Below are 17202 nucleotides of genomic sequence, written 5' to 3' on the forward strand. Positions count from 1 at the left end.
ACCTGGGCATTGGCACCGGGATACTGGGCGGAAACCTCCACGGTCGGGGGCGCGATCTCGGGGTACTGGGCCACGGGAAGGGAAAAATACGCCAGCACACCGATGATGAAAATCACCACCGACAGCACAATCCCGAAGATGGGCCGGTCAATGAAAAAGCGGCCGAACCTCACGGTGCAGCTCCTGTCACCGGCGCATCGGCAGGTGCAGCCTCCTGCAGCGTCACGGGCATGCCGGGACGGACTTTCTGCAGTCCTGTCACGATGACCCGGTCCGCAGGCCCAAGCCCCTCACGGATCACGCGCAGCAGGCCCTCCCGCTGGCCCACCACCACGGGACGGTACTGGATGACGTTCTTTTCATCCACCACCAGCACGAAACGGCGGCCCTGGTCCGTGCCAATAGCTTCGTCCGGGACCAGCAGCGCCTCGCGCAGCGGGGCAGCCTGCAGGCGAATGCGGCCAAACAGGCCCGGCGTGAACAGCCGGTCCGGATTGGGGAAGACAGCCCGGGCCCGCAGGGTTCCGGTGGACTGGTCCACCACGTTGTCCATGAAATCCAGGGTGCCGGCGTGGGTGAAATCCTTTTCATCCGGAAGGGCCAGCAGGACCGGCGCGCCGCTGGCCGTTCCATCCTTGTCCGGTCCTGTCTGGCGCAGGGACTGCAGCCAGGTGTCCTGGTCCATGTCGAAATAGAAATGGATCGGGTCCAGCGACACGATGGTCGTCAGCAGGGTAGCGCCCGCGGCCCCGCCGCTGACCAGATTGCCCACGCTGGCCAGCTCGCGGCTGGTGCGGCCGGCGACAGGCGCCTTGACCTGGGTGAAATCCAGGTCCAGCTGCACCGTGCGGGCCTGGGCCTCCGCCGCCTGCACATCCGCCAGGGCAGAAGCCAGCTGCTGCTGCCGTTCATCCGTCGTGCTCTGGGTCACGACCTTTTTCTTCACCAGCTCGCTGGCGCGATCCAGCTCCCGCCGGGCCAGTTCCTCCCGCGCCTTCGCACTGGCCAGTCCGGCATTTGCCGCATCCAGGGTTGCCTGGTACGGTCGGGGGTCAATGACAAACAGCAGATCGCCCGCACTGACCATCTGTCCGTCCGTGAAATGGATGGAGTCGATGTATCCGCTGACCCGGGGGCGGATTTCCACATATTCCACTGCGGCAAAGCGTCCCGCATATTCGCGCCACTCGGCCACTTCCTTCCGGACCGGAACGCTGACCGTGACCGGTGGCGCGGCTCCCTGCCCTTCGGCCTGCTGCTGCCCGTCGTCCTTTCCACAGGCAGACAGGGCCGCCAGAAGAACAAATACAGGCAGAATGCGAAAACAGGTCATGGACAGCGCCGGGAAATATTGATCAGGTCCTCATGGTGTAGTACCTGTGCTGATGATTGGCAACACATCTTCCCGGAAAGGCCCGCCATGATTTTCCTGTCTGCCAGAACCATTTCTGCCGCTGCAGCCTGCCTTTTCCTGGTTTCCGGCTGCGTCCCTGTCATTGCGGGCGGAGCCGCCGCAACGGCTGTAACAACCTCTGAGTCCCGCGGCTTTTCGGGTGCTGTCAGCGACACCCAGATCCAGGCCGAGCTGAATGACAGATGGTTCAAGGCCAATGTCGACATGTACGACCGGCTGGACATGACCATCCACAAGGGCCGCGTGCTGCTGACCGGCGCGGCGAAGGACGAGGAGCAGCGGGCACGGGCCGTGGAACTGGCCTGGCAGGTCAATGGCGTGAAGGAAGTCTATAACGAGATTTTCATCGACGACGGCCGCACCGTCCTGGATTCCGCAAACGACACATGGATCCGCACCCAGGTCTCCACCCGCCTGACCTTTGACCCGGAAGTGAAGTCCCAGAACTATTTCGTGGATACTGTCGGCGGGGTGGTCTACCTGCTGGGCGAGGCCCGCGACCAGGCCGAGCTGGACCGGGCGCTGGCGCAGGCCAATTCCGTCTCCGGCGTCCAGAGGGTTGTCAGCTATGTGAATGTTGCGGGAACGGAGTGACTTCCTGCTTTACCCCGGACCATTCCGGTGCCATATTCCCCGCTTGTTCCAGGATACCAGGGTTTCAGACGTCCCATGGCAGGTCTGCTTTCAGATTTCTACATCCGCGTCTTCACATGGGTGAAGGGCGAGCGTGTGGGCGAGGACAGGGCCGGGAATACCTATTACCGGTGCAGATCCCGCGGCAGGGGCGAAAGGCGCTGGGTCCTGTACCGGCAAAAGGATGACGCGAGCCTGGTGCCGCCGGGATGGCATGGCTGGCTTCACGGAGGCATGGACAAACCCATTCCGGACGACAGCCCCTTTCACCGGCCCTGGGAAAAAGATCACAGGCCCAACATGACGGGCTCGGCCCAGGCCTGGTATCCTCCTGGCCACACACTGAAAGGGGAACAGCGTCCGCCGGCCACCGGTGACTATGAACCCTGGAAACCTGAATAGAAAACAGAAAGAAGAAACAGAGGTCTGGTACAGTGAAAAGGAATGTTATTGAGACAGTGATCGGGGCCTTGGTCCTGCTTGTGGCCGCGGTTTTCCTGGTGTTTGCCTACAGAAGCGCCGATCTGGGACAGACCGCGGGCGGATACACGCTTGTGGCCAGCTTTTCCCAGACCGGCGGGCTGAAGGAAGGGTCTGACGTGCGGATCGGGGGCGTGAAGGTGGGCAGTGTGTCCGGCCTTGTCCTGGACCAGGACACATACATGGCAAAGGTCAGTCTGGCCATAGAACCAGCCATTAAACTTCCGCGCGATACTGTTGCCCGCATTGCCAGTGAAAGCCTTCTGGGTGGCCGCTATGTGTCCCTGGATCCGGGCGGCGAGGAGGAATTCATGAAAAACGGCGATTCCTTCGAGCATGTCCAGGGCGCCGTGGATCTGGAAACCCTGATCGGCAAGACCATCTTTAACCCCGACGGCGGAAAGACGCCCGCTGCGCAGGGGGCCGCGACGGCTCCATGACACACGCCCGCCTGCTGTCCCTGGTTATGGCAACAGTGCTTTCCTGTCTCGCTCTCTTCCCTGCAGGGGCGGCAGAGATGGCAGACCGGCCCTTCGTCCGCCTGCGCACCCTGGACAAGGTAACCGCGCGGGCCTCCACCACCGTGATTCCCGTGGGCCAGACCGTCGGCTTCGGATCCCTGTCCATCACGGTCAGGGCCTGCCGCCAGTCCGCCCCCGTCGAGCCGCCTGAATCGGCTGCGTTTCTGGAAATCATGGAAACAGGGCCTGGTGGACAGCCCGCAGGCCTGGAAGTTGCCGAAATTGTCTTCAGCGGCTGGATGTTCGCTTCCAGCCCGGCCCTGTCTTCACTGGAACATGCTGTTTACGATGTGTGGGTCCTGGGCTGCCAGAGCGACAGCAGCAATGCGGCCCCTGCGCCTTCCGCAAAGCCTGTGGATACCCCCGACACCGCCCCGGCCCCTTCGGGAGAAGTTCTGGATTAGGAAAGTCGAAGCGTACCCCGTCATGCCGGCGGAGGCCGGCATCCATTCTCTGGCACGGCAATAACAATGGACCCCGGCCTGCGCCGAGGTGATAACCAAAGCAGGTAAAATCGTGTCACAGCGCTGGAAACTGGTCCTGGAATTTGACGGCACACCCTTTGTGGGGTGGCAGCAGCAGCCGGAAGGCCTGTCTGTCCAGCAGGTTCTCGAACAGGCCCTGTACAGGTTTTGCGGAGAAAAGGTTGAGGCGGTGACGGCAGGGCGCACGGATTCCGGCGTCCACGCGCTGGGGCTGGTGGTCCACGCGGATATTCCCCGCGACGCTTCACCTGAAACTGTCCTGAACGCCCTGAACTTCCACATGAAACCGCACCCTGTCTCTGTCCTGTCAGCAGAGCCGGTGGGCGCGGATTTCCACGCCCGGTTTTCCTGCCGGGGCCGGGCCTATGTGTACCGGATCCTGAACCGCGTCCCTCCACCAACCCTGGAGTGGCACAGGGTCTGGCATGTACGCCGGCCGCTGGATGCAGAGGCCATGCACCGGGCCGCACAGTTCCTTGTCGGGCACCATGATTTCTCGACTTTCAGGGACGCCCGGTGCCAGGCGAAATCACCCCTGCGCACCCTGGACCGGCTGGATGTGGTGCGGGAGGGGGATGTTATTTCTGTGTATACCGAAGCCCGGTCATTCCTGCACCATCAGGTCCGGAACATGGTGGGGACGCTGAAACTGGTGGGCGAAGGAAAATGGACCCCGGACCAGGTACGGGAAGCCCTTGAACTGCGCGACCGCCGTGCCGGTGGCCCTACAGCGCCCGCCCATGGCCTGTATTTCTTCAGAGCGGTGTATCAGGGGCTGGGAGCAGATGGGGCTTGAGGGGGTTCGATACCCACTCCATTCCGGAACCAATCCTTCGTGGCTCCGTCTGCTGAGATCACAGCAGGGCCATCCTCACGATGCAGCAGTCCATCTTTATACCAGAGCCGGGTTCCCTTTGGATCTGTTACAGCTGGTCCGCCTTCACGGTGCAGCCGGCCATGGCAGTACCACGCTTCCACCCCTCCCTCGTATACAAGGGCCGGACCATTTTCACGGTGCAGCTGGCCGTCAGGTGACAGATAAATTTCCTGCAAGGGAACCGTTCGGCTTTCGCCCCTGGCCAGATCCTGGACATACCAACCCTTTGCCTCAGCCTGAAGCGTTTTTTGAAATTGTTCTGCCTGTGTGGCTGAAAAACAGATTGATACCATTTTGGTTGCCCTTTCATGTCCTGATACAGGAAACAACAATTCCGATCCCTGATCCTAAAACAGAAAGGCGAAAGTAATCCGAGATTTTGCCGAATGGCACCTTCCCGGTGTCATCCCGACCGGAGCGCAGCGGAGTGGAGGGATCTCGCTCCACGAATAAGATCCTTCGACTGCGCGCTGCTACGCAGCGTTTCGCTCAGGATGACAGACCCTGTTGCTGCAGGGCCAAGTCAAAATCAGCCCGTGATTTCCATGCCGCTGAAGAAGAAGGCGATTTCCTTCGCGGCGTTTTCCAGGCTGTCCGAGCCGTGGACAGAATTGGCCTCGATGGATTCGGCAAAGTCCTTGCGGATGGTGCCGGGGGCGGCGTTGGCCGGGTTGGTGGCGCCCATGATTTCGCGGTTTTTCGTCATGGCGTTCTCGCCTTCCAGGATCTGGATGACTACAGGGCCGGAGACCATGAACGAAACCAGCTCGCCAAAGAACGGCCGGGCACGGTGCACGTCATAGAACGCCTCGGCCTGGACCTTTGTCAGCTGGACGCGCTTCTGGGCCACGATACGCAGGCCGGCGTCCTCGAACCGGGCGTTGATCTTGCCGGTCAGGTTACGGCGTGTAGCATCCGGTTTCAGGATGGACAGGGTGCGCTCGGTGGCCATGGGACTTGCTCTCTGTGAAAACTGGTGGCACGAATGCGGCGCTTGTATCAGCTGATCCGCCTTCTGGCAACAGGACATCACACCGGGGAAGGACGTTTTCGTGCTCCAGATCCAGGACATGACATTCCGGATAGCCGGAAAGCCCCTGTTCGAGGGGGCCAGCGCCGCCGTGTCCCAGGGACAGCGGGTGGCCCTGGTGGGGCGTAACGGCACGGGGAAATCGACCCTGCTGAAGCTGATCCAGGGACGGCTGTCCCCCGATGCCGGGTCCATATACCTGTCACCGAAAGTGCGAATCGGATCTGTGGCGCAGGAGGTTCCGTCCTCCGGCATGTCGCTGCTGGACACGGTTCTGGAAGCGGATACCGAACGGACTGCCCTGCTGGCCGAGGCAGAAACGGCCGAAGATCCGCAGCGCATCGCCGACATCCACATGCGCCTTGTGGACATTGATGCCCACGCGGCCCCCGCCCGCGCGGCCCGGATCCTGTCGGGCCTGGGCTTCAGCGCGGAAGACCAGAAGCGTCCCTGCCGGGATTTTTCGGGCGGGTGGCGCATGCGGGTGGCGCTGGCCGCCGTGCTGTTTTCCCGCCCGGACCTTCTGCTTCTGGACGAGCCCACCAACCACCTGGACCTGGAGGCCAGCCTGTGGCTGGAAAACTATCTGTGTTCCTGGCCCGGCACCATGCTTCTGGTCAGCCACGACCGGGACCTGCTGAATGCCGTGCCCACCGGGGTCCTGCATCTGGACCGGGGAAAGCTGTTGTCCTATTCCGGCAATCTGGACCAGTTCCTGGAAGTCCGGCGCCTGAAAATGGAAAATCTGGCCGCCCAGGCTGGAAAGCAGGAAGCGGCGCGCAAGCACATGCAGGCATTCATCGACCGCTTTCGCAGCAAGGCGTCCAAGGCCCGCCAGGCCCAGAGCCGCATCAAGGCACTGGAGAAAATGGGGCCGGTGATGCAGATCGTCGAGGATGCCCCGGCCCGCCTTTCGTTCCCCTCTCCTGATCCCCTGCCCCCGCCCCTGATCACCATGGACCAGGCGGCAACGGGTTATGGCGATCATGTGGTCCTGCGAAACCTGAACCTGCGCATCGACCCGGATGACCGGATCGCGCTGCTGGGCTCCAACGGCAACGGCAAATCCACCCTGGTCAAGCTTCTGGCCGGGCGGCTGGACCCCCTGTCCGGGGAAATCCGCCGGGCCCCAAAAATAAAGGCCGGATACTTCGCCCAGCACCAGGCCGACGAATTCGACCTGTCAAAAACCGTGCTGGAAGAGGCCCGGTACAGGATGCCAAAGGCCACGCCCGAACAGATCCGGGCGCACCTGGGCCGGTTTTCCTTTTCGGGGGACCATGTGAAAACCCCTGTGGGCCAGCTGTCGGGCGGAGAGAAGGCCCGGCTTCTCCTGGCGTTCATGGCGCGCGAGTCGCCCAACCTGCTGCTTCTGGATGAACCCACCAACCACCTGGATATCGACATGCGCGAGGCGCTGGTGGAAGCCCTGAACAATTTTGAAGGGGCGGTGATCCTGATCACCCACGACCCGCATCTGGTCGAACTGGCCGCCGACAGGCTTCTGCTGGTGGACAGGGGAACCTGTCAGACCTTTGACGGGGACATGGACGACTATCGCCGCCTGGTCCTGGACCGCGCGCGGGAGAAAAAACAGGCGTCGCCTGGGATAAAGGAAAAAACCCGGACAGAATCGCAGACTGCCCGGCGCAAAAAGCTGGAAGACGTGGAAAAACGGATCGAGACCCTGACCCGCCAGGCCGAAACCCTGCGCCAGAAACTGGCTGATCCATCCCTGTATGCAGGCCCCGCCACTGAAGTGACGCGCATTCAGGCCAGCCTGAAGGAAACTGAACGTACCCTTCAGGCTGCCGAGGAAGAATGGATGGTCCTGCATCAGGATCAGGACAAACCCCTGTAAAAAATGAAAAATACCTCCGAACATTGACAGCGGGTAGGGGGGTGTGCCAATCGTAGCCCTCCTTCAAAAGGGGAGTCTTTTCCGGTCCGTCCGGGTACCCCGTCTTCGCCACTTCAGACCGCCCGCAACAGCACAGGAGCAGAGTCGTCAGCGTGAGGAGATATTGCCTTGTCGCAGCGGCGTTCTGGATTGCGGGCCTGGTTCTTGTCCTGCACCAGGTTTCCCTTCCGTCGGCGGATGCACCGGCCCCGGCGCCTGCCCTCCAGGCGCAGGCCCCTGCAGATCCTGCAGAGACGTCTTTCGGACTGGCCAGCCTTGTGGCCCTGCTGCGTCCTTTTCTTGAACGGCCTTCCTTTCCGCCTTCGGAAGCGGGAGAGAGTCTGGACCCCGTTCACTATATCCTGTCCCATGTGACGCCCGATGCGCTGACGGAATCCTCGGCCATCTCTGCCGGGCAGAAGATCACCCTGGCGCTGGACAAGGGAGATACCCTGCTGGGACTGCTGGTGGATGCGGATGTGTCCGTCCAGGAGGCGCAGACCGCCATCGATGCCCTGAAAGAGGTCTATGATCCCCGCGACCTGAAAACCGGCCAGGAAATCTCGGTCCTTTTCGGGGGCAACAGCCAGTTCATGGGGCTTGAATTTGCGCCTGACCGGCTCTCCTCTGTCTCTGTGGCCCGCCAGGACAGCGAGACCTTCCGGGCCGCGGAAACCAGCAAACCCGTGGAACGCAAGCTGGTGGCGGTCCAGACCACCATCTACTCCAGCCTGTTCGACGCCGGGAACACCACCGGCATTCCTGCGGCTGTCATGTCGGAACTCCTGAAGCTGTATTCCTATAACGTGGACTTCCAGCGTGACGTGCAGCCCGGCGATTCGTTCCGGGTGATCTTCGAGCGCGATGTGACAGAGGACGGAACCCCCGTCCGCAACGGGAACATCGTCCATGCCTCCATGAACCTCAGCGGCCGCGAGCTTCCCCTCTACCGCTTCGAGATGCCGGACGGCACCGTGGACATGTTCGACGCGAAAGGCAGCAGCATCCGCAAGGCCCTGATGCGAACCCCCATCGACGGCGCACGGATGACATCCCGCTTTGGCATGCGCCGCCATCCCATCCTGGGATTCAGCAAGATGCACACCGGCATAGACTTCGGCGCGCCCACCGGAACACCCATCTATGCCGCCGGTGACGGCACCCTTGAGGATATCGGCGTGAAGAATGGGTACGGGAACTATATCCGCATCCGGCATACTTCCATGATCTCGACCGCCTATGCCCACATGAGCCGCTTTGCCAAGGGCATGCGCCGCGGCACCCGCGTCCGCCAGGGCGAGGTGATCGGGTATGTGGGCTCAACAGGGCGCAGCACAGGCCCGCATCTGCACTATGAGGTGATCCGCAGCGGCCGCCAGGTCAACCCGCTCAGCGTGGATATGCCCAGCGGCAAGACCCTGGACAAAAAGAGCCTGAGGATCTTCGAGGCCCGGGTCAATGAGATCGGCACCCTGTTCGCCAGCCTGTCCGATGGCCGCCTGCAATACGCCAACCTGCGCACCGGCGCCAGCGCGACTGAAACTGAGTAAATTCCCTGGCCATCCCTTTATTACTGTCATCCTGAGCGAAGCATCCTGAAAGGATGCGCAGTCGAAGGATCTCCTTCACGAAAGAGATCCCTCCACTTCGCTGTGCTCCGGTCGGGATGACAGGGAAGATTACAAATGAGGTCTGATATCATGTTCCCCCCGGCCCTCGCGGACATGGCATCCCGCATCCTGGACCGGTGCCGGCAACAGGGCGTGACACTGGCCACCGCAGAATCCTGTACGGGCGGCCTTCTGTCCGCCTGCCTGACCGCTATTCCCGGATCCTCTGACGTATTCGAGCGCGGATTTGTAACGTATTCCGACAGGGCCAAGACAGAATCCCTGGGCGTTCCTGCCGTGCTGGTCCGCGACCATGGCGCCGTCAGCGCCCCTGTGGCCCAGGGCATGGCGGAAGGGGCTCTGCAGCATTCCGGAGCGAACCTGGCCATCAGCATCACGGGCATCGCCGGCCCCGGCGGCGGGTCGGGGGAAAAACCCGTGGGACTGGTCTATATCGGACTGGCCCGGCGGGGACAGGCTCCGGCCGCCCATCGCTTCATGCTTAAAGGATCGCGGGATGTCATCCGGCTGCAGGCCGTGGAAACGGCACTGAACCTTGTGGAACAAAATCTTTCTTAACAATTCTTTCAGAACGCAGTGATAGGGTGGCTTTCTGATTACACCCCGCTGAGGGATCGCGGTTATGCGTCTGCTGGATCTTCTGGGCAAATGGCTCCGGGGTGATGAAACACCTCTGACGCACCAGCCCCTTGCCAGACCTGCCCCCCGCTTTGATAAGGGGGAGGTTATGGAATGGTGGGAAGAATTCTGTAACCAGACAGGCCTGCAAGGCCGTAAGTTCACCTCCCGCAGAGACGGCACAGACGACAGTGAAAAACTGCGCCAGGTTTTTGCCTTTGGATCAGAAAAGGCTTCTTTCGCTGTTGAGGTCCACCACCCTGCCTTTCTGGGAAAACCGGCAGAACCCTGCCCGCCCCTGGATACCCTTCCGGTGTCTGTTGCCAGAACAGACGACCGGATCGTCATCATGATCCGGGGCGTCAGCGAGGCGGAGAAAACCTTTCTGCGTCCAGAAAACCTGGCAGCCGGGGGAGATTACGACAATGTACCTCCGGTCGGCCTTGTCAGGGATGGCAGGCCCGTTTCCCTGACAGGCGTATCCGGTGATGTCAGACTTTCCCCCCTGCCCGTCAGGAACAGGCCTGTAGCTCCCGGAGGGCGGCCCACACCGGGATATGGCGATATGCTCATGGTCCTCATTGAATTCCGGCCTGTCCCGACAGAACAGGTCGCAGATCCACACGCTCCTTTCAGCAACTCGATGAGAGTCTTTATCCGGCCTTCAGGGATTCAAGGCTGGTACAGCGGCCCGGATGGCAGCGTGCACAGGCTTGCAGCTGACAGCCTTGACCTGCGACACGGGGACCGCCGCTGGTGGGAGAATTTTCTGGGGAGCCTGTCAAAAATGATGTCTGTGGCTGAAAGACAGGCACAAGCTACCGGAAGGCCCTTACCGCTCTCCGTCACAATGCAGGATCCACTGTACATCGCCCGGTACGGCGATGGAGGATTTTTCGAGACTCCTCCTCCAAAAACATGGTCGCGTAACAGCCCACCCCCTGCCAGTCCGGGCCCGCAGGGATAAAGGGACACAGACACCGGCTTTTCCCATACCCTGTCCCCGGGGCTTGGCTTTTTGTTCCGGGGTATGCTATGGGATCCTGTCTTTCCGTTTGTGCCCGGGGACACCCGGTTCCGGAAAAACAGCATCCGGGAGATTTCCGCCATCCGGCAGGCTCCCCCCATCCACGAGAGTGAGAGAAAACAATGAGCGATATTGCAGCCCGCGTGAAGAAACTTGTTGTCGAGCGCCTGGGCGCCGATGAGGCCAAGGTTGTTCCGAACGCCAAATTCACCGATGACCTGGGCGCCGACAGCCTGGACATTGTCGAGCTGGTCATGGCGTTCGAGGAAGAATTCTCCATCGAGATTCCCGATGACGCGGCCGAAAAGATCGCTACGGTCAGCGACGCCGTCAAGTTCATCGAGCAGAAAGTCGCGGCCTGAGCTGCAGGACCGGCATGATATCCCTCTGCCATGGCTCGCCGTGGCGGAGGTTTTGTCCTTAATATGGGCAGACCCCTTGCAGAATCTGCCGGGATGAGGCAAATGCAAGGAACGAGGAGCACAGGACCGGAACGTATACATAGTACGTGAGGATCCGCGCACCGCAGTGACGTGGCAGTTGTCCATCCCGGTCAGGGTTATGGAGGGGGTCTGAGATGAGACGTGTTGTTGTGACAGGCATGGGTCTGGTCACCCCCCTCGGGGTTGGAGTGGACCACAACTGGACACGCCTGGTCAGGAATGAATCGGGCCTGCGCGCCGTTGAATCCTTTGACGTGTCTGACATTGCCTCAAAGGTCGCCGGCCAGGTCCCCCGCGGTGACGGGCCCGGCCTGTTCAATCCGGACACGTACATTCCGCCGAAAGACCAGCGCAAGATGGACGAGTTTATCCATTTTGCCATCGCCGCGGCGGCCGAGGCCGTGAAGGACAGTGGCTGGCAGCCGTCTACAGACCATCAGCGGGAACGCACGGGGGTCATGATCGGCTCGGGCATCGGCGGTCTTCCGGGGATCTATGACGGCTCCATCACCCTGCACGAAAAGGGTGCGCGCCGCATGTCGCCCTTTTTCATTCCGGCCTGCCTGATCAATCTGGCCTCGGGCCACGTGTCCATCAATTACGGATTCAGGGGCCCCAACCACGCTGTGGTCACGGCCTGCTCGACCGGCGCACACGCCATCGGTGACGCGGCCCGCATCATCATGTGGGACGATGCTGACATCATGGTGGCCGGCGGCGCTGAAGCAGCCGTCAGCCGCCTGGGCCTGTCCGGCTTTGCCGCCATGCGGGCCCTGTCCTCGAACTTCAACGATACACCCACCCGGGCCTCCCGCCCCTGGGACAAGGACCGTGACGGCTTTGTCATGGGCGAAGGCGCCGGCGTTGTGGTGCTGGAGGAGCTGGAGCACGCAAAGGCCCGCGGCGCAAAAATCTACGCGGAAGTTGTCGGCTATGGCATGTCTGGTGATGCCCATCACATCACTGCACCGGCCGAGGATGGCAACGGCGGCTACCGGGCCATGCAGGCCGCACTGAAGCGGGCGGGTCTGACCCCAGCCGACGTGGACTATATCAACGCCCACGGCACTTCGACCCCCGTGGGGGACGAGATCGAGCTTGGCGCTGTCCGCCGCCTGTTCGGCCCCGCCATGGACAAGGTATCCATGTCCTCGACCAAATCGGCCATCGGGCACCTGCTGGGCGCTGCCGGTGCAGTGGAGGCCATCTATTCCATCCTGGCCATCAACCACGGCGTCGTTCCCCCGACCCTGAACCTGGACAATCCGTCGGACAGCTGTCTGGGCGTGGATCTGGTGCCCCACAGGGCAAAGGAAAAAAAGGTCCGCGTGGCCCTGAGCAATTCCTTCGGCTTTGGCGGCACAAACGCGTCCCTGGTTTTCCGCGAGCACAGATAGGGCGCCCATGGGAACCCTTTCCCGGTTCCTTTCTGCCCTGCTGACCTGCGGCGCGGTGATCGCTGTGGCGCTGGTATGGGGAGGATACGTGCTGTGGACGGCACCCGGCCCTGCATCTCCCTCCGCCGAGGCTGTGGTCATTCCCCGCGGCAGCACCATCGGCACCGTGGCTGAAGCGCTGGAACAACAGTCATTCATTGAAAGCCGCGTTCCCTTTGTCCTGGCCGCCCGGATGACTGGCCTGGCTCCGCACCTGAAGGCGGGAGAATATGCCTTTCCGGCCCGGGCGAGCCTGGGACAGATCATCGGGGTCCTGCGGGAGGGAAAGCCCCTGCTGCGGCGCTTTACGGTTCCCGAGGGCTATACGTCGGTCCAGATTGTCCGGCTGCTGGAACAGGAAGAGGCACTGACAGGGACCATCGACTCCCAGCCCCCCGAAGGCGCCCTTCTTCCGGAAACCTACCTGTTTTCCCGGGGTGACAGCCGGACCGACATCCTGAAGCGCATGAAGGACGCGATGGACCAGGCGCTGACCGGCCTGTGGGACAAGCGGATTGAAGGTCTTCCGTTCACAACGCCCATGCAGGCGGTCACCCTGGCTTCCATCGTGGAAAAGGAAACCGGAGTGGCCACGGAAAGACCCCGCGTGGCGGGGGTGTTCATCAACCGCCTGAAAACCGGCATGCCGCTGCAGTCCGACCCCACGGTCAGCTATGCGGTCACAAAAGGAAAAGAAGTTCTGGACCGGCCCCTGTCCCGAAAGGATCTGGCCCTGAATTCCCCGTACAACACATACGTTGTGCCTGGTCTTCCTCCCGGTCCCATTGCCAATCCCGGGCTGGCCTCGCTGAAGGCCGTCCTGGATCCTGAAAAGCATGATTTCCTGTATTTCGTGGCCGACGGCACCGGCGGCCATGTGTTCGCCCGGTCTCTGGAAGAGCACAATAAAAACGTGTCTGCCTGGCGGCGGCTTTCAGACGGAAAGCAGGAGACGGGGACAATATCCCGATAATCGAAATACTTGCTCCCGCGTATCGTAGACTGCTCCCGGAGCTGATTTCTGTCGGGATCTGTCGTGAACAGGATGATTGAACTGGACACAGGCAACGCCATTGCCCCCTGCACCTGGGCCATGGACTATGCCCTTGGCAGGATGCGGCGCATCCAGGACTATCACGAACATCCGGATACAACAAAACAGAGGCAAAGCATCGCCTGGCAGTTCAGGAACAGGGGTTTTCATCCTGCAATCACATCACACAGGATTGTCCTGACTGCCGGAACAACGCCTGCCTATGGGGCTGTGCTTGATCTGATCAGGCATGAATACATGGGTTACATGATAAAAACCGGCGAGCGCAGACGACCCGCTATTGTCATGCCCGTCCCGAACTATGGCAATTTTATTACCATGGCTGAAATCAGGGGATTTGAAGTCATTCCCCTGGAACGGGATCCCCAAAGAGAGTGGACACTCGGCTCAGGCCATCTGCACTCCGCCCTGTCCATCCTGGAAAACGACAAGGATGTCAATGTTGTGGTTTTTTACGACTGCAACCCCTGCAATCCCACCGGCCATGTGCGGGGCAGAAGAGAGACAGTCTCGACCGGAACCATGATCTACAGCCAGAATATGATGCAGCAGGTAATACATGGCGAGGAAAAACACTTCCCGATCCGGATCATCGATGACATGGTCTATGATGGTACTGAATATGGGCCGGAACAGCCGTTTTCCTTCATGCAGATGCCAAAGCCGCAGGCAGAAACCTTTGTCCTGTTTGGCGGATCAAAGACAGGAATGGCCGCCATCAGAACAGGTGGTGTGATCTGCTCTTCAGCAAGATCCGCAAGAATCCTTGAGGAGTTTTCCCGGATAAATTCGGGGGGGCTGTCAGCCATCGCGACCCATGCCGCCGAAGCCCTGTTCGGATCAGGCCCGGATCTGTGGCAGCCCCGCCAGCAACATCTGGGGCACCTGCGCCAGGAACATATGTTTGGCGAAAGATTCCTGCGGACCCTGATCAATGGGCGGGATCCGTCCGAAGACCTGTCTGACGCCGACTGGCGCCGCATGGTTGATGGCGTCGCGGCAGGATACGGTGTCAATGCCGACAGGGCAAAAGACATTCTGGCCCAGGGGATACACGGCGTCAGGATTGTAACACGGCCAAAGGCCGGTTTCTTTCATCTGGCAGATATGAATCCCTGCCTGGAAAATACGGCTTTCCTCCGGGAGGACACAGATCTGCGGAATTTCCTGATGAAAGGGGGCTTGAGGATTGCCACCGGATCCCGCATGGGCCTGCGGCCAGGGCAGGGAATCATGCGGCTGTCCTATGCCCATCCGGATGGTTATCTGGTTGCTGCGACACGCCGTCTGAAAGAACTGCTGGGGCAGATCTGTCCCTGACAGGGAATTGCTGCTGCCTCACCGCCGCAGGTGAAAGGTCCAGCGCAGGGAATTCCGGGGCAGGGTGCAGCTGTCCTCGGCTATCTGTCTGACAGTCACATCCCCGACCGGCACGACCACGTTATTGATGTGCCGCTGCAGAAGGTTGTTGTCATCGGTGCTCATGGTGGCAAGGACCAGGCGGATACAGCTGGACCGGGGCAGATGATCGGTGGCGATCCTGAACCTGTCGCCCGGCGCAACGCCGAAAAGATTGATCCGCCCGCCCCAGTAGTTCATCAGGATACCTCTCTCGGGACCCCGGATGTCAGAGGGGAAAATGCCCTGGTCCCACAGTTCGTTGTTCAGGTTCCGGACAGGCACATCAGGTTTTCCGGAATAATAGGTGCGCATGTTGTCGACGATTTTCAGGACCTGCTCGGCGCTGTTGGACACGCGGCGCTGTTCCATCACACGGCCCGAGATGATCCATATGGCCGCAATAATCAGGCCCACAATGCCAAGGACGACCGCCATCTCCAGCAGGGTGAAGCCTCTGGTAGATGCTTTTTTCCGGAAAAACGGTTTCATGTGCATGATCCCCGCAAATTGCTGGCCATCATATTAACAGGCAGAAACCTCTCCCGGAACAGCGAAATTGCTTTCATACCAGGAGAGGCTATGATTCACAGGTGACAATCCGCATGGTGTACCCATGACATCCTCCCTGCCCGTGGTCGGTATTCCCTGCTGTACGTTCATAAGGAACGGGATTTTCCCTACCCATGGGGCAGGCAGCCGGTATGTCCACCTGGTCACCCACGGCGTCAGGGGCCTGCCCCTGCTGGTCCCCGCTACGGGAGAGGATATTCCGGCCCGCGAATTCCTGCGCTATATGGACGGCCTTCTGGTGCCTGGAAGCCCGTCAAATGTGGAGCCCGCCCGCTATCTGGGCGGGCCCAGCCAGCCCGGAACCCTGCATGATCCGGCCCGGGACGCCACCACTCTGCCCCTGCTGCGGGCCGCGGTGGAGGCCGGCATCCCTGTGCTGGCCATCTGCCGGGGGATGCAGGAGCTGAACGTGGCCATGGGCGGCAGCCTGCACCAGGAGGTCCACCACCTTCCCGGATTCATGGATCACCGGCAGGATACAGAAGAATCCCCGGAAGAGATGTACCGGCTGCGGCATCCGGTGACCCTGGACGAAGGAGGAATTCTGGCCAGGCTGACGGGTAAAAGGCAGATCGACGTCAACACAGTCCATGGCCAGGGAATCCGTGACCTTGCACCCGGCATGGTGGTGGAAGCCACGGCGCCCGACGGCCTGATCGAGGCCATCCGGCTGGACACGGCCCGCGCCCTTACCCTGGGTGTCCAGTGGCACCCGGAGTGGAGATACTGGGAAAATCCTGATTATGCAGCGATTGTGCAGGGCTTTTCACAGGCCGTCCACGCCCGTGCAGAAAAGGCCCGGAAACAGACCTGATTTCAGGTCCCGGGATGGGCAGTCCCGAAGGGCGGCAGCTGCTTCAGGCTTTCGACAGCCATGGTCCCCAGGCGATGTTCCCCGGGTATGTCGTTCAGCTCTTCCTGTCGCACAAAATCTGCCCGAAGGGCCCGTGCTGTCTGGATCGCATCTACGCGAACCAGCAGGTTCATCAGGGACTGGTATGCGGCCTGTCTTGCTTCGCGCTGTTCCTGTGTTTTTAAAGGAGCATGGAACAGACAACGGACAATCCTGTCCTGTTGTGTGCGGATTTCATACTCGAGCCTCCGGGAAATACCTGAAGTCTTCCCCAGATTCTGGTCAACAGTCTCAAGTTTGGCACACAGGCGTACAAAGGCGTTCAGTTTTTCCTGACCGGGAGAATGTCCATCCAGAAGACGCACTGTTACATTCCTGACTGCCTGGTAAAAGTCCTGACATTGCCCGGAAGGCAGGCCCACAAAAAAATCCACAAAGGCAAGCGGGTCAGACGGATTGCCGTATATACGCCATCTTTCCTGTCTGTCCTGTTCCTCGTTGTCTGTCATAGGTTCGTTCCTGTATTCTGAAACTGCAACCAGGTTATCACCGGAAACCGAAAGTAAAAACAGCCGGTCAGACTTTCTCCCCCGCCAGCTCCCGCACCACGGCGGCATCGTCAAAGGGATGGACGGTGGCGCCGACGATCTGGCCCTGCTCGTGCCCCTTGCCGGCCACCACCAGCACATCGCCGGGCCCAAGCGCCGCCAGCCCCTGGCGGATGGCCGTGCGCCGGTCGGCCACCTCCCGCGCCCGGCTGTTGCAGCCGGACAGGACCTCCTGCCGGATCAGGGACGGATTCTCGGTCCGCGGGTTGTCATCGGTGATG

General features: G+C 61.0%; 20 protein-coding genes. 14 read left to right on the forward strand and 6 right to left on the reverse strand.

The window, feature by feature from the left end; all coding sequences use genetic code 11:
• Together M3O22_04115 and M3O22_04120 are read right to left on the reverse strand one after the other, a co-directional pair.
• Positions 1 to 173 (reverse strand): efflux RND transporter permease subunit (locus tag M3O22_04115; GenBank protein ID MDP9195942.1); only part of this gene is annotated, 173 nt, incomplete at its 3' end.
• Positions 170 to 1333 (reverse strand): efflux RND transporter periplasmic adaptor subunit, encoded by a 1164-nt coding sequence (locus tag M3O22_04120; GenBank protein MDP9195943.1) that lies wholly within the window; start codon positions 1331 to 1333, stop codon positions 170 to 172. The genes M3O22_04120 and M3O22_04115, both read right to left, overlap by 4 nt.
• A gap of 87 nt (positions 1334 to 1420) precedes the next feature.
• Here M3O22_04120 and M3O22_04125 point away from each other — a divergent pair, with 87 nt between their 5' ends.
• From M3O22_04125 to truA, 5 genes are all read left to right on the forward strand, one after another.
• Entirely contained in the window at positions 1421 to 2008 is a 588-nt protein-coding gene (locus M3O22_04125; GenBank protein MDP9195944.1) for a BON domain-containing protein, read from the forward strand.
• 75 nt (positions 2009 to 2083) lie between these two features.
• On the forward strand, positions 2084 to 2449 hold the full coding sequence (locus M3O22_04130; protein MDP9195945.1) for an NADH:ubiquinone oxidoreductase subunit NDUFA12: 366 nt from the start codon (positions 2084 to 2086) through the stop codon (positions 2447 to 2449).
• Between the two features lie 32 nt (positions 2450 to 2481).
• The gene (gene mlaD / locus M3O22_04135; GenBank protein MDP9195946.1) at positions 2482 to 2967 is read left to right on the forward strand and encodes an outer membrane lipid asymmetry maintenance protein MlaD; all 486 of its coding nucleotides are present in this window, start codon (positions 2482 to 2484) and stop codon (positions 2965 to 2967) included.
• The gene (locus M3O22_04140) at positions 2964 to 3452 is read left to right on the forward strand and encodes a DUF2155 domain-containing protein (GenBank protein ID MDP9195947.1); all 489 of its coding nucleotides are present in this window, start codon (positions 2964 to 2966) and stop codon (positions 3450 to 3452) included. The genes mlaD and M3O22_04140 overlap by 4 nt, the downstream gene beginning before the upstream one ends.
• 112 nt (positions 3453 to 3564) lie before the next feature.
• Entirely contained in the window at positions 3565 to 4329 is a 765-nt protein-coding gene (gene truA, locus M3O22_04145) for a tRNA pseudouridine(38-40) synthase TruA (GenBank protein MDP9195948.1), read from the forward strand.
• Positions 4330 to 4939: 610 nt separating this feature from the next.
• Here truA and ndk read toward each other — a convergent pair.
• Positions 4940 to 5362, reverse strand: a complete 423-nt coding sequence (gene ndk / locus M3O22_04150; GenBank protein ID MDP9195949.1) for a nucleoside-diphosphate kinase — start codon at positions 5360 to 5362, stop codon at positions 4940 to 4942.
• 100 nt (positions 5363 to 5462) lie between these two features.
• Between ndk and M3O22_04155 the strand changes: the two genes are divergently transcribed.
• The 8 genes from M3O22_04155 to M3O22_04190 all read left to right on the forward strand — a co-directional run bounded on the left by M3O22_04155 (position 5463) and on the right by M3O22_04190 (position 14869).
• Entirely contained in the window at positions 5463 to 7301 is a 1839-nt protein-coding gene (locus tag M3O22_04155) for an ABC-F family ATP-binding cassette domain-containing protein (GenBank protein ID MDP9195950.1), read from the forward strand.
• A 152-nt stretch (positions 7302 to 7453) separates the two neighbouring features.
• Positions 7454 to 8890, forward strand: coding sequence for a M23 family metallopeptidase (locus M3O22_04160; GenBank protein ID MDP9195951.1), 1437 nt, complete (start codon positions 7454 to 7456; stop codon positions 8888 to 8890).
• A 135-nt stretch (positions 8891 to 9025) separates the two neighbouring features.
• Positions 9026 to 9529 (forward strand): CinA family protein, encoded by a 504-nt coding sequence (locus M3O22_04165; protein MDP9195952.1) that lies wholly within the window; start codon positions 9026 to 9028, stop codon positions 9527 to 9529.
• A gap of 64 nt (positions 9530 to 9593) precedes the next feature.
• Positions 9594 to 10556: a hypothetical protein gene (locus M3O22_04170; GenBank protein MDP9195953.1), complete on the forward strand. Its 963-nt coding sequence runs from the start codon at positions 9594 to 9596 to the stop codon at positions 10554 to 10556.
• Between the two features lie 182 nt (positions 10557 to 10738).
• Entirely contained in the window at positions 10739 to 10978 is a 240-nt protein-coding gene (locus tag M3O22_04175; protein ID MDP9195954.1) for an acyl carrier protein, read from the forward strand.
• A gap of 215 nt (positions 10979 to 11193) precedes the next feature.
• Positions 11194 to 12456 (forward strand): beta-ketoacyl-ACP synthase II, encoded by a 1263-nt coding sequence (gene fabF, locus M3O22_04180; GenBank protein MDP9195955.1) that lies wholly within the window; start codon positions 11194 to 11196, stop codon positions 12454 to 12456.
• Positions 12457 to 12463: 7 nt separating this feature from the next.
• Positions 12464 to 13468, forward strand: a complete 1005-nt coding sequence (gene mltG, locus M3O22_04185; protein ID MDP9195956.1) for an endolytic transglycosylase MltG — start codon at positions 12464 to 12466, stop codon at positions 13466 to 13468.
• A gap of 72 nt (positions 13469 to 13540) precedes the next feature.
• On the forward strand, positions 13541 to 14869 hold the full coding sequence (locus M3O22_04190; protein ID MDP9195957.1) for a pyridoxal phosphate-dependent aminotransferase: 1329 nt from the start codon (positions 13541 to 13543) through the stop codon (positions 14867 to 14869).
• Positions 14870 to 14887: 18 nt separating this feature from the next.
• Here M3O22_04190 and M3O22_04195 read toward each other — a convergent pair whose 3' ends face one another.
• Positions 14888 to 15439, reverse strand: a complete 552-nt coding sequence (locus M3O22_04195; GenBank protein ID MDP9195958.1) for a type II secretion system GspH family protein — start codon at positions 15437 to 15439, stop codon at positions 14888 to 14890.
• 124 nt (positions 15440 to 15563) lie between these two features.
• Between M3O22_04195 and M3O22_04200 the strand changes: the two genes are divergently transcribed.
• Entirely contained in the window at positions 15564 to 16334 is a 771-nt protein-coding gene (locus M3O22_04200) for a gamma-glutamyl-gamma-aminobutyrate hydrolase family protein (protein MDP9195959.1), read from the forward strand.
• 2 nt (positions 16335 to 16336) lie between these two features.
• Here M3O22_04200 and M3O22_04205 read toward each other — a convergent pair whose 3' ends face one another.
• Both M3O22_04205 and M3O22_04210 read right to left on the reverse strand, forming a co-directional pair.
• A complete protein-coding gene (locus M3O22_04205) occupies positions 16337 to 16882 on the reverse strand; it encodes a hypothetical protein (GenBank protein ID MDP9195960.1) in 546 nt (181 codons plus the stop codon).
• A 67-nt stretch (positions 16883 to 16949) separates the two neighbouring features.
• Positions 16950 to 17202 (reverse strand): UDP-N-acetylmuramoyl-L-alanyl-D-glutamate--2,6-diaminopimelate ligase (locus M3O22_04210; protein MDP9195961.1); only part of this gene is annotated, 253 nt, incomplete at its 5' end.

Source organism: Pseudomonadota bacterium (genome assembly GCA_030775045.1).
In the GTDB taxonomy this organism is placed as follows: domain Bacteria; phylum Pseudomonadota; class Alphaproteobacteria; order JALYJY01; family JALYJY01; genus JALYJY01.

What these genes read in the sequence shown, in the direction of transcription:
- M3O22_04120 (MDP9195943.1), bottom strand. Translation starts at nt 1,333, where the DNA reads ATGACCTGTTTTCGCATTCTGCCTGTATTTGTTCTTCTGGCGGCCCTG.
- M3O22_04125 (MDP9195944.1), top strand. Translation starts at nt 1,421, where the DNA reads ATGATTTTCCTGTCTGCCAGAACCATTTCTGCCGCTGCAGCCTGCCTT.
- M3O22_04130 (MDP9195945.1), top strand. Translation starts at nt 2,084, where the DNA reads ATGGCAGGTCTGCTTTCAGATTTCTACATCCGCGTCTTCACATGGGTG.
- M3O22_04140 (MDP9195947.1), top strand. Translation starts at nt 2,964, where the DNA reads ATGACACACGCCCGCCTGCTGTCCCTGGTTATGGCAACAGTGCTTTCC.
- ndk (MDP9195949.1), bottom strand. Translation starts at nt 5,362, where the DNA reads ATGGCCACCGAGCGCACCCTGTCCATCCTGAAACCGGATGCTACACGC.
- M3O22_04165 (MDP9195952.1), top strand. Translation starts at nt 9,026, where the DNA reads ATGAGGTCTGATATCATGTTCCCCCCGGCCCTCGCGGACATGGCATCC.
- M3O22_04170 (MDP9195953.1), top strand. Translation starts at nt 9,594, where the DNA reads ATGCGTCTGCTGGATCTTCTGGGCAAATGGCTCCGGGGTGATGAAACA.
- M3O22_04175 (MDP9195954.1), top strand. Translation starts at nt 10,739, where the DNA reads ATGAGCGATATTGCAGCCCGCGTGAAGAAACTTGTTGTCGAGCGCCTG.
- fabF (MDP9195955.1), top strand. Translation starts at nt 11,194, where the DNA reads ATGAGACGTGTTGTTGTGACAGGCATGGGTCTGGTCACCCCCCTCGGG.
- mltG (MDP9195956.1), top strand. Translation starts at nt 12,464, where the DNA reads ATGGGAACCCTTTCCCGGTTCCTTTCTGCCCTGCTGACCTGCGGCGCG.
- M3O22_04190 (MDP9195957.1), top strand. Translation starts at nt 13,541, where the DNA reads ATGATTGAACTGGACACAGGCAACGCCATTGCCCCCTGCACCTGGGCC.
- M3O22_04195 (MDP9195958.1), bottom strand. Translation starts at nt 15,439, where the DNA reads ATGAAACCGTTTTTCCGGAAAAAAGCATCTACCAGAGGCTTCACCCTG.
- M3O22_04200 (MDP9195959.1), top strand. Translation starts at nt 15,564, where the DNA reads ATGACATCCTCCCTGCCCGTGGTCGGTATTCCCTGCTGTACGTTCATA.
- M3O22_04205 (MDP9195960.1), bottom strand. Translation starts at nt 16,882, where the DNA reads ATGACAGACAACGAGGAACAGGACAGACAGGAAAGATGGCGTATATAC.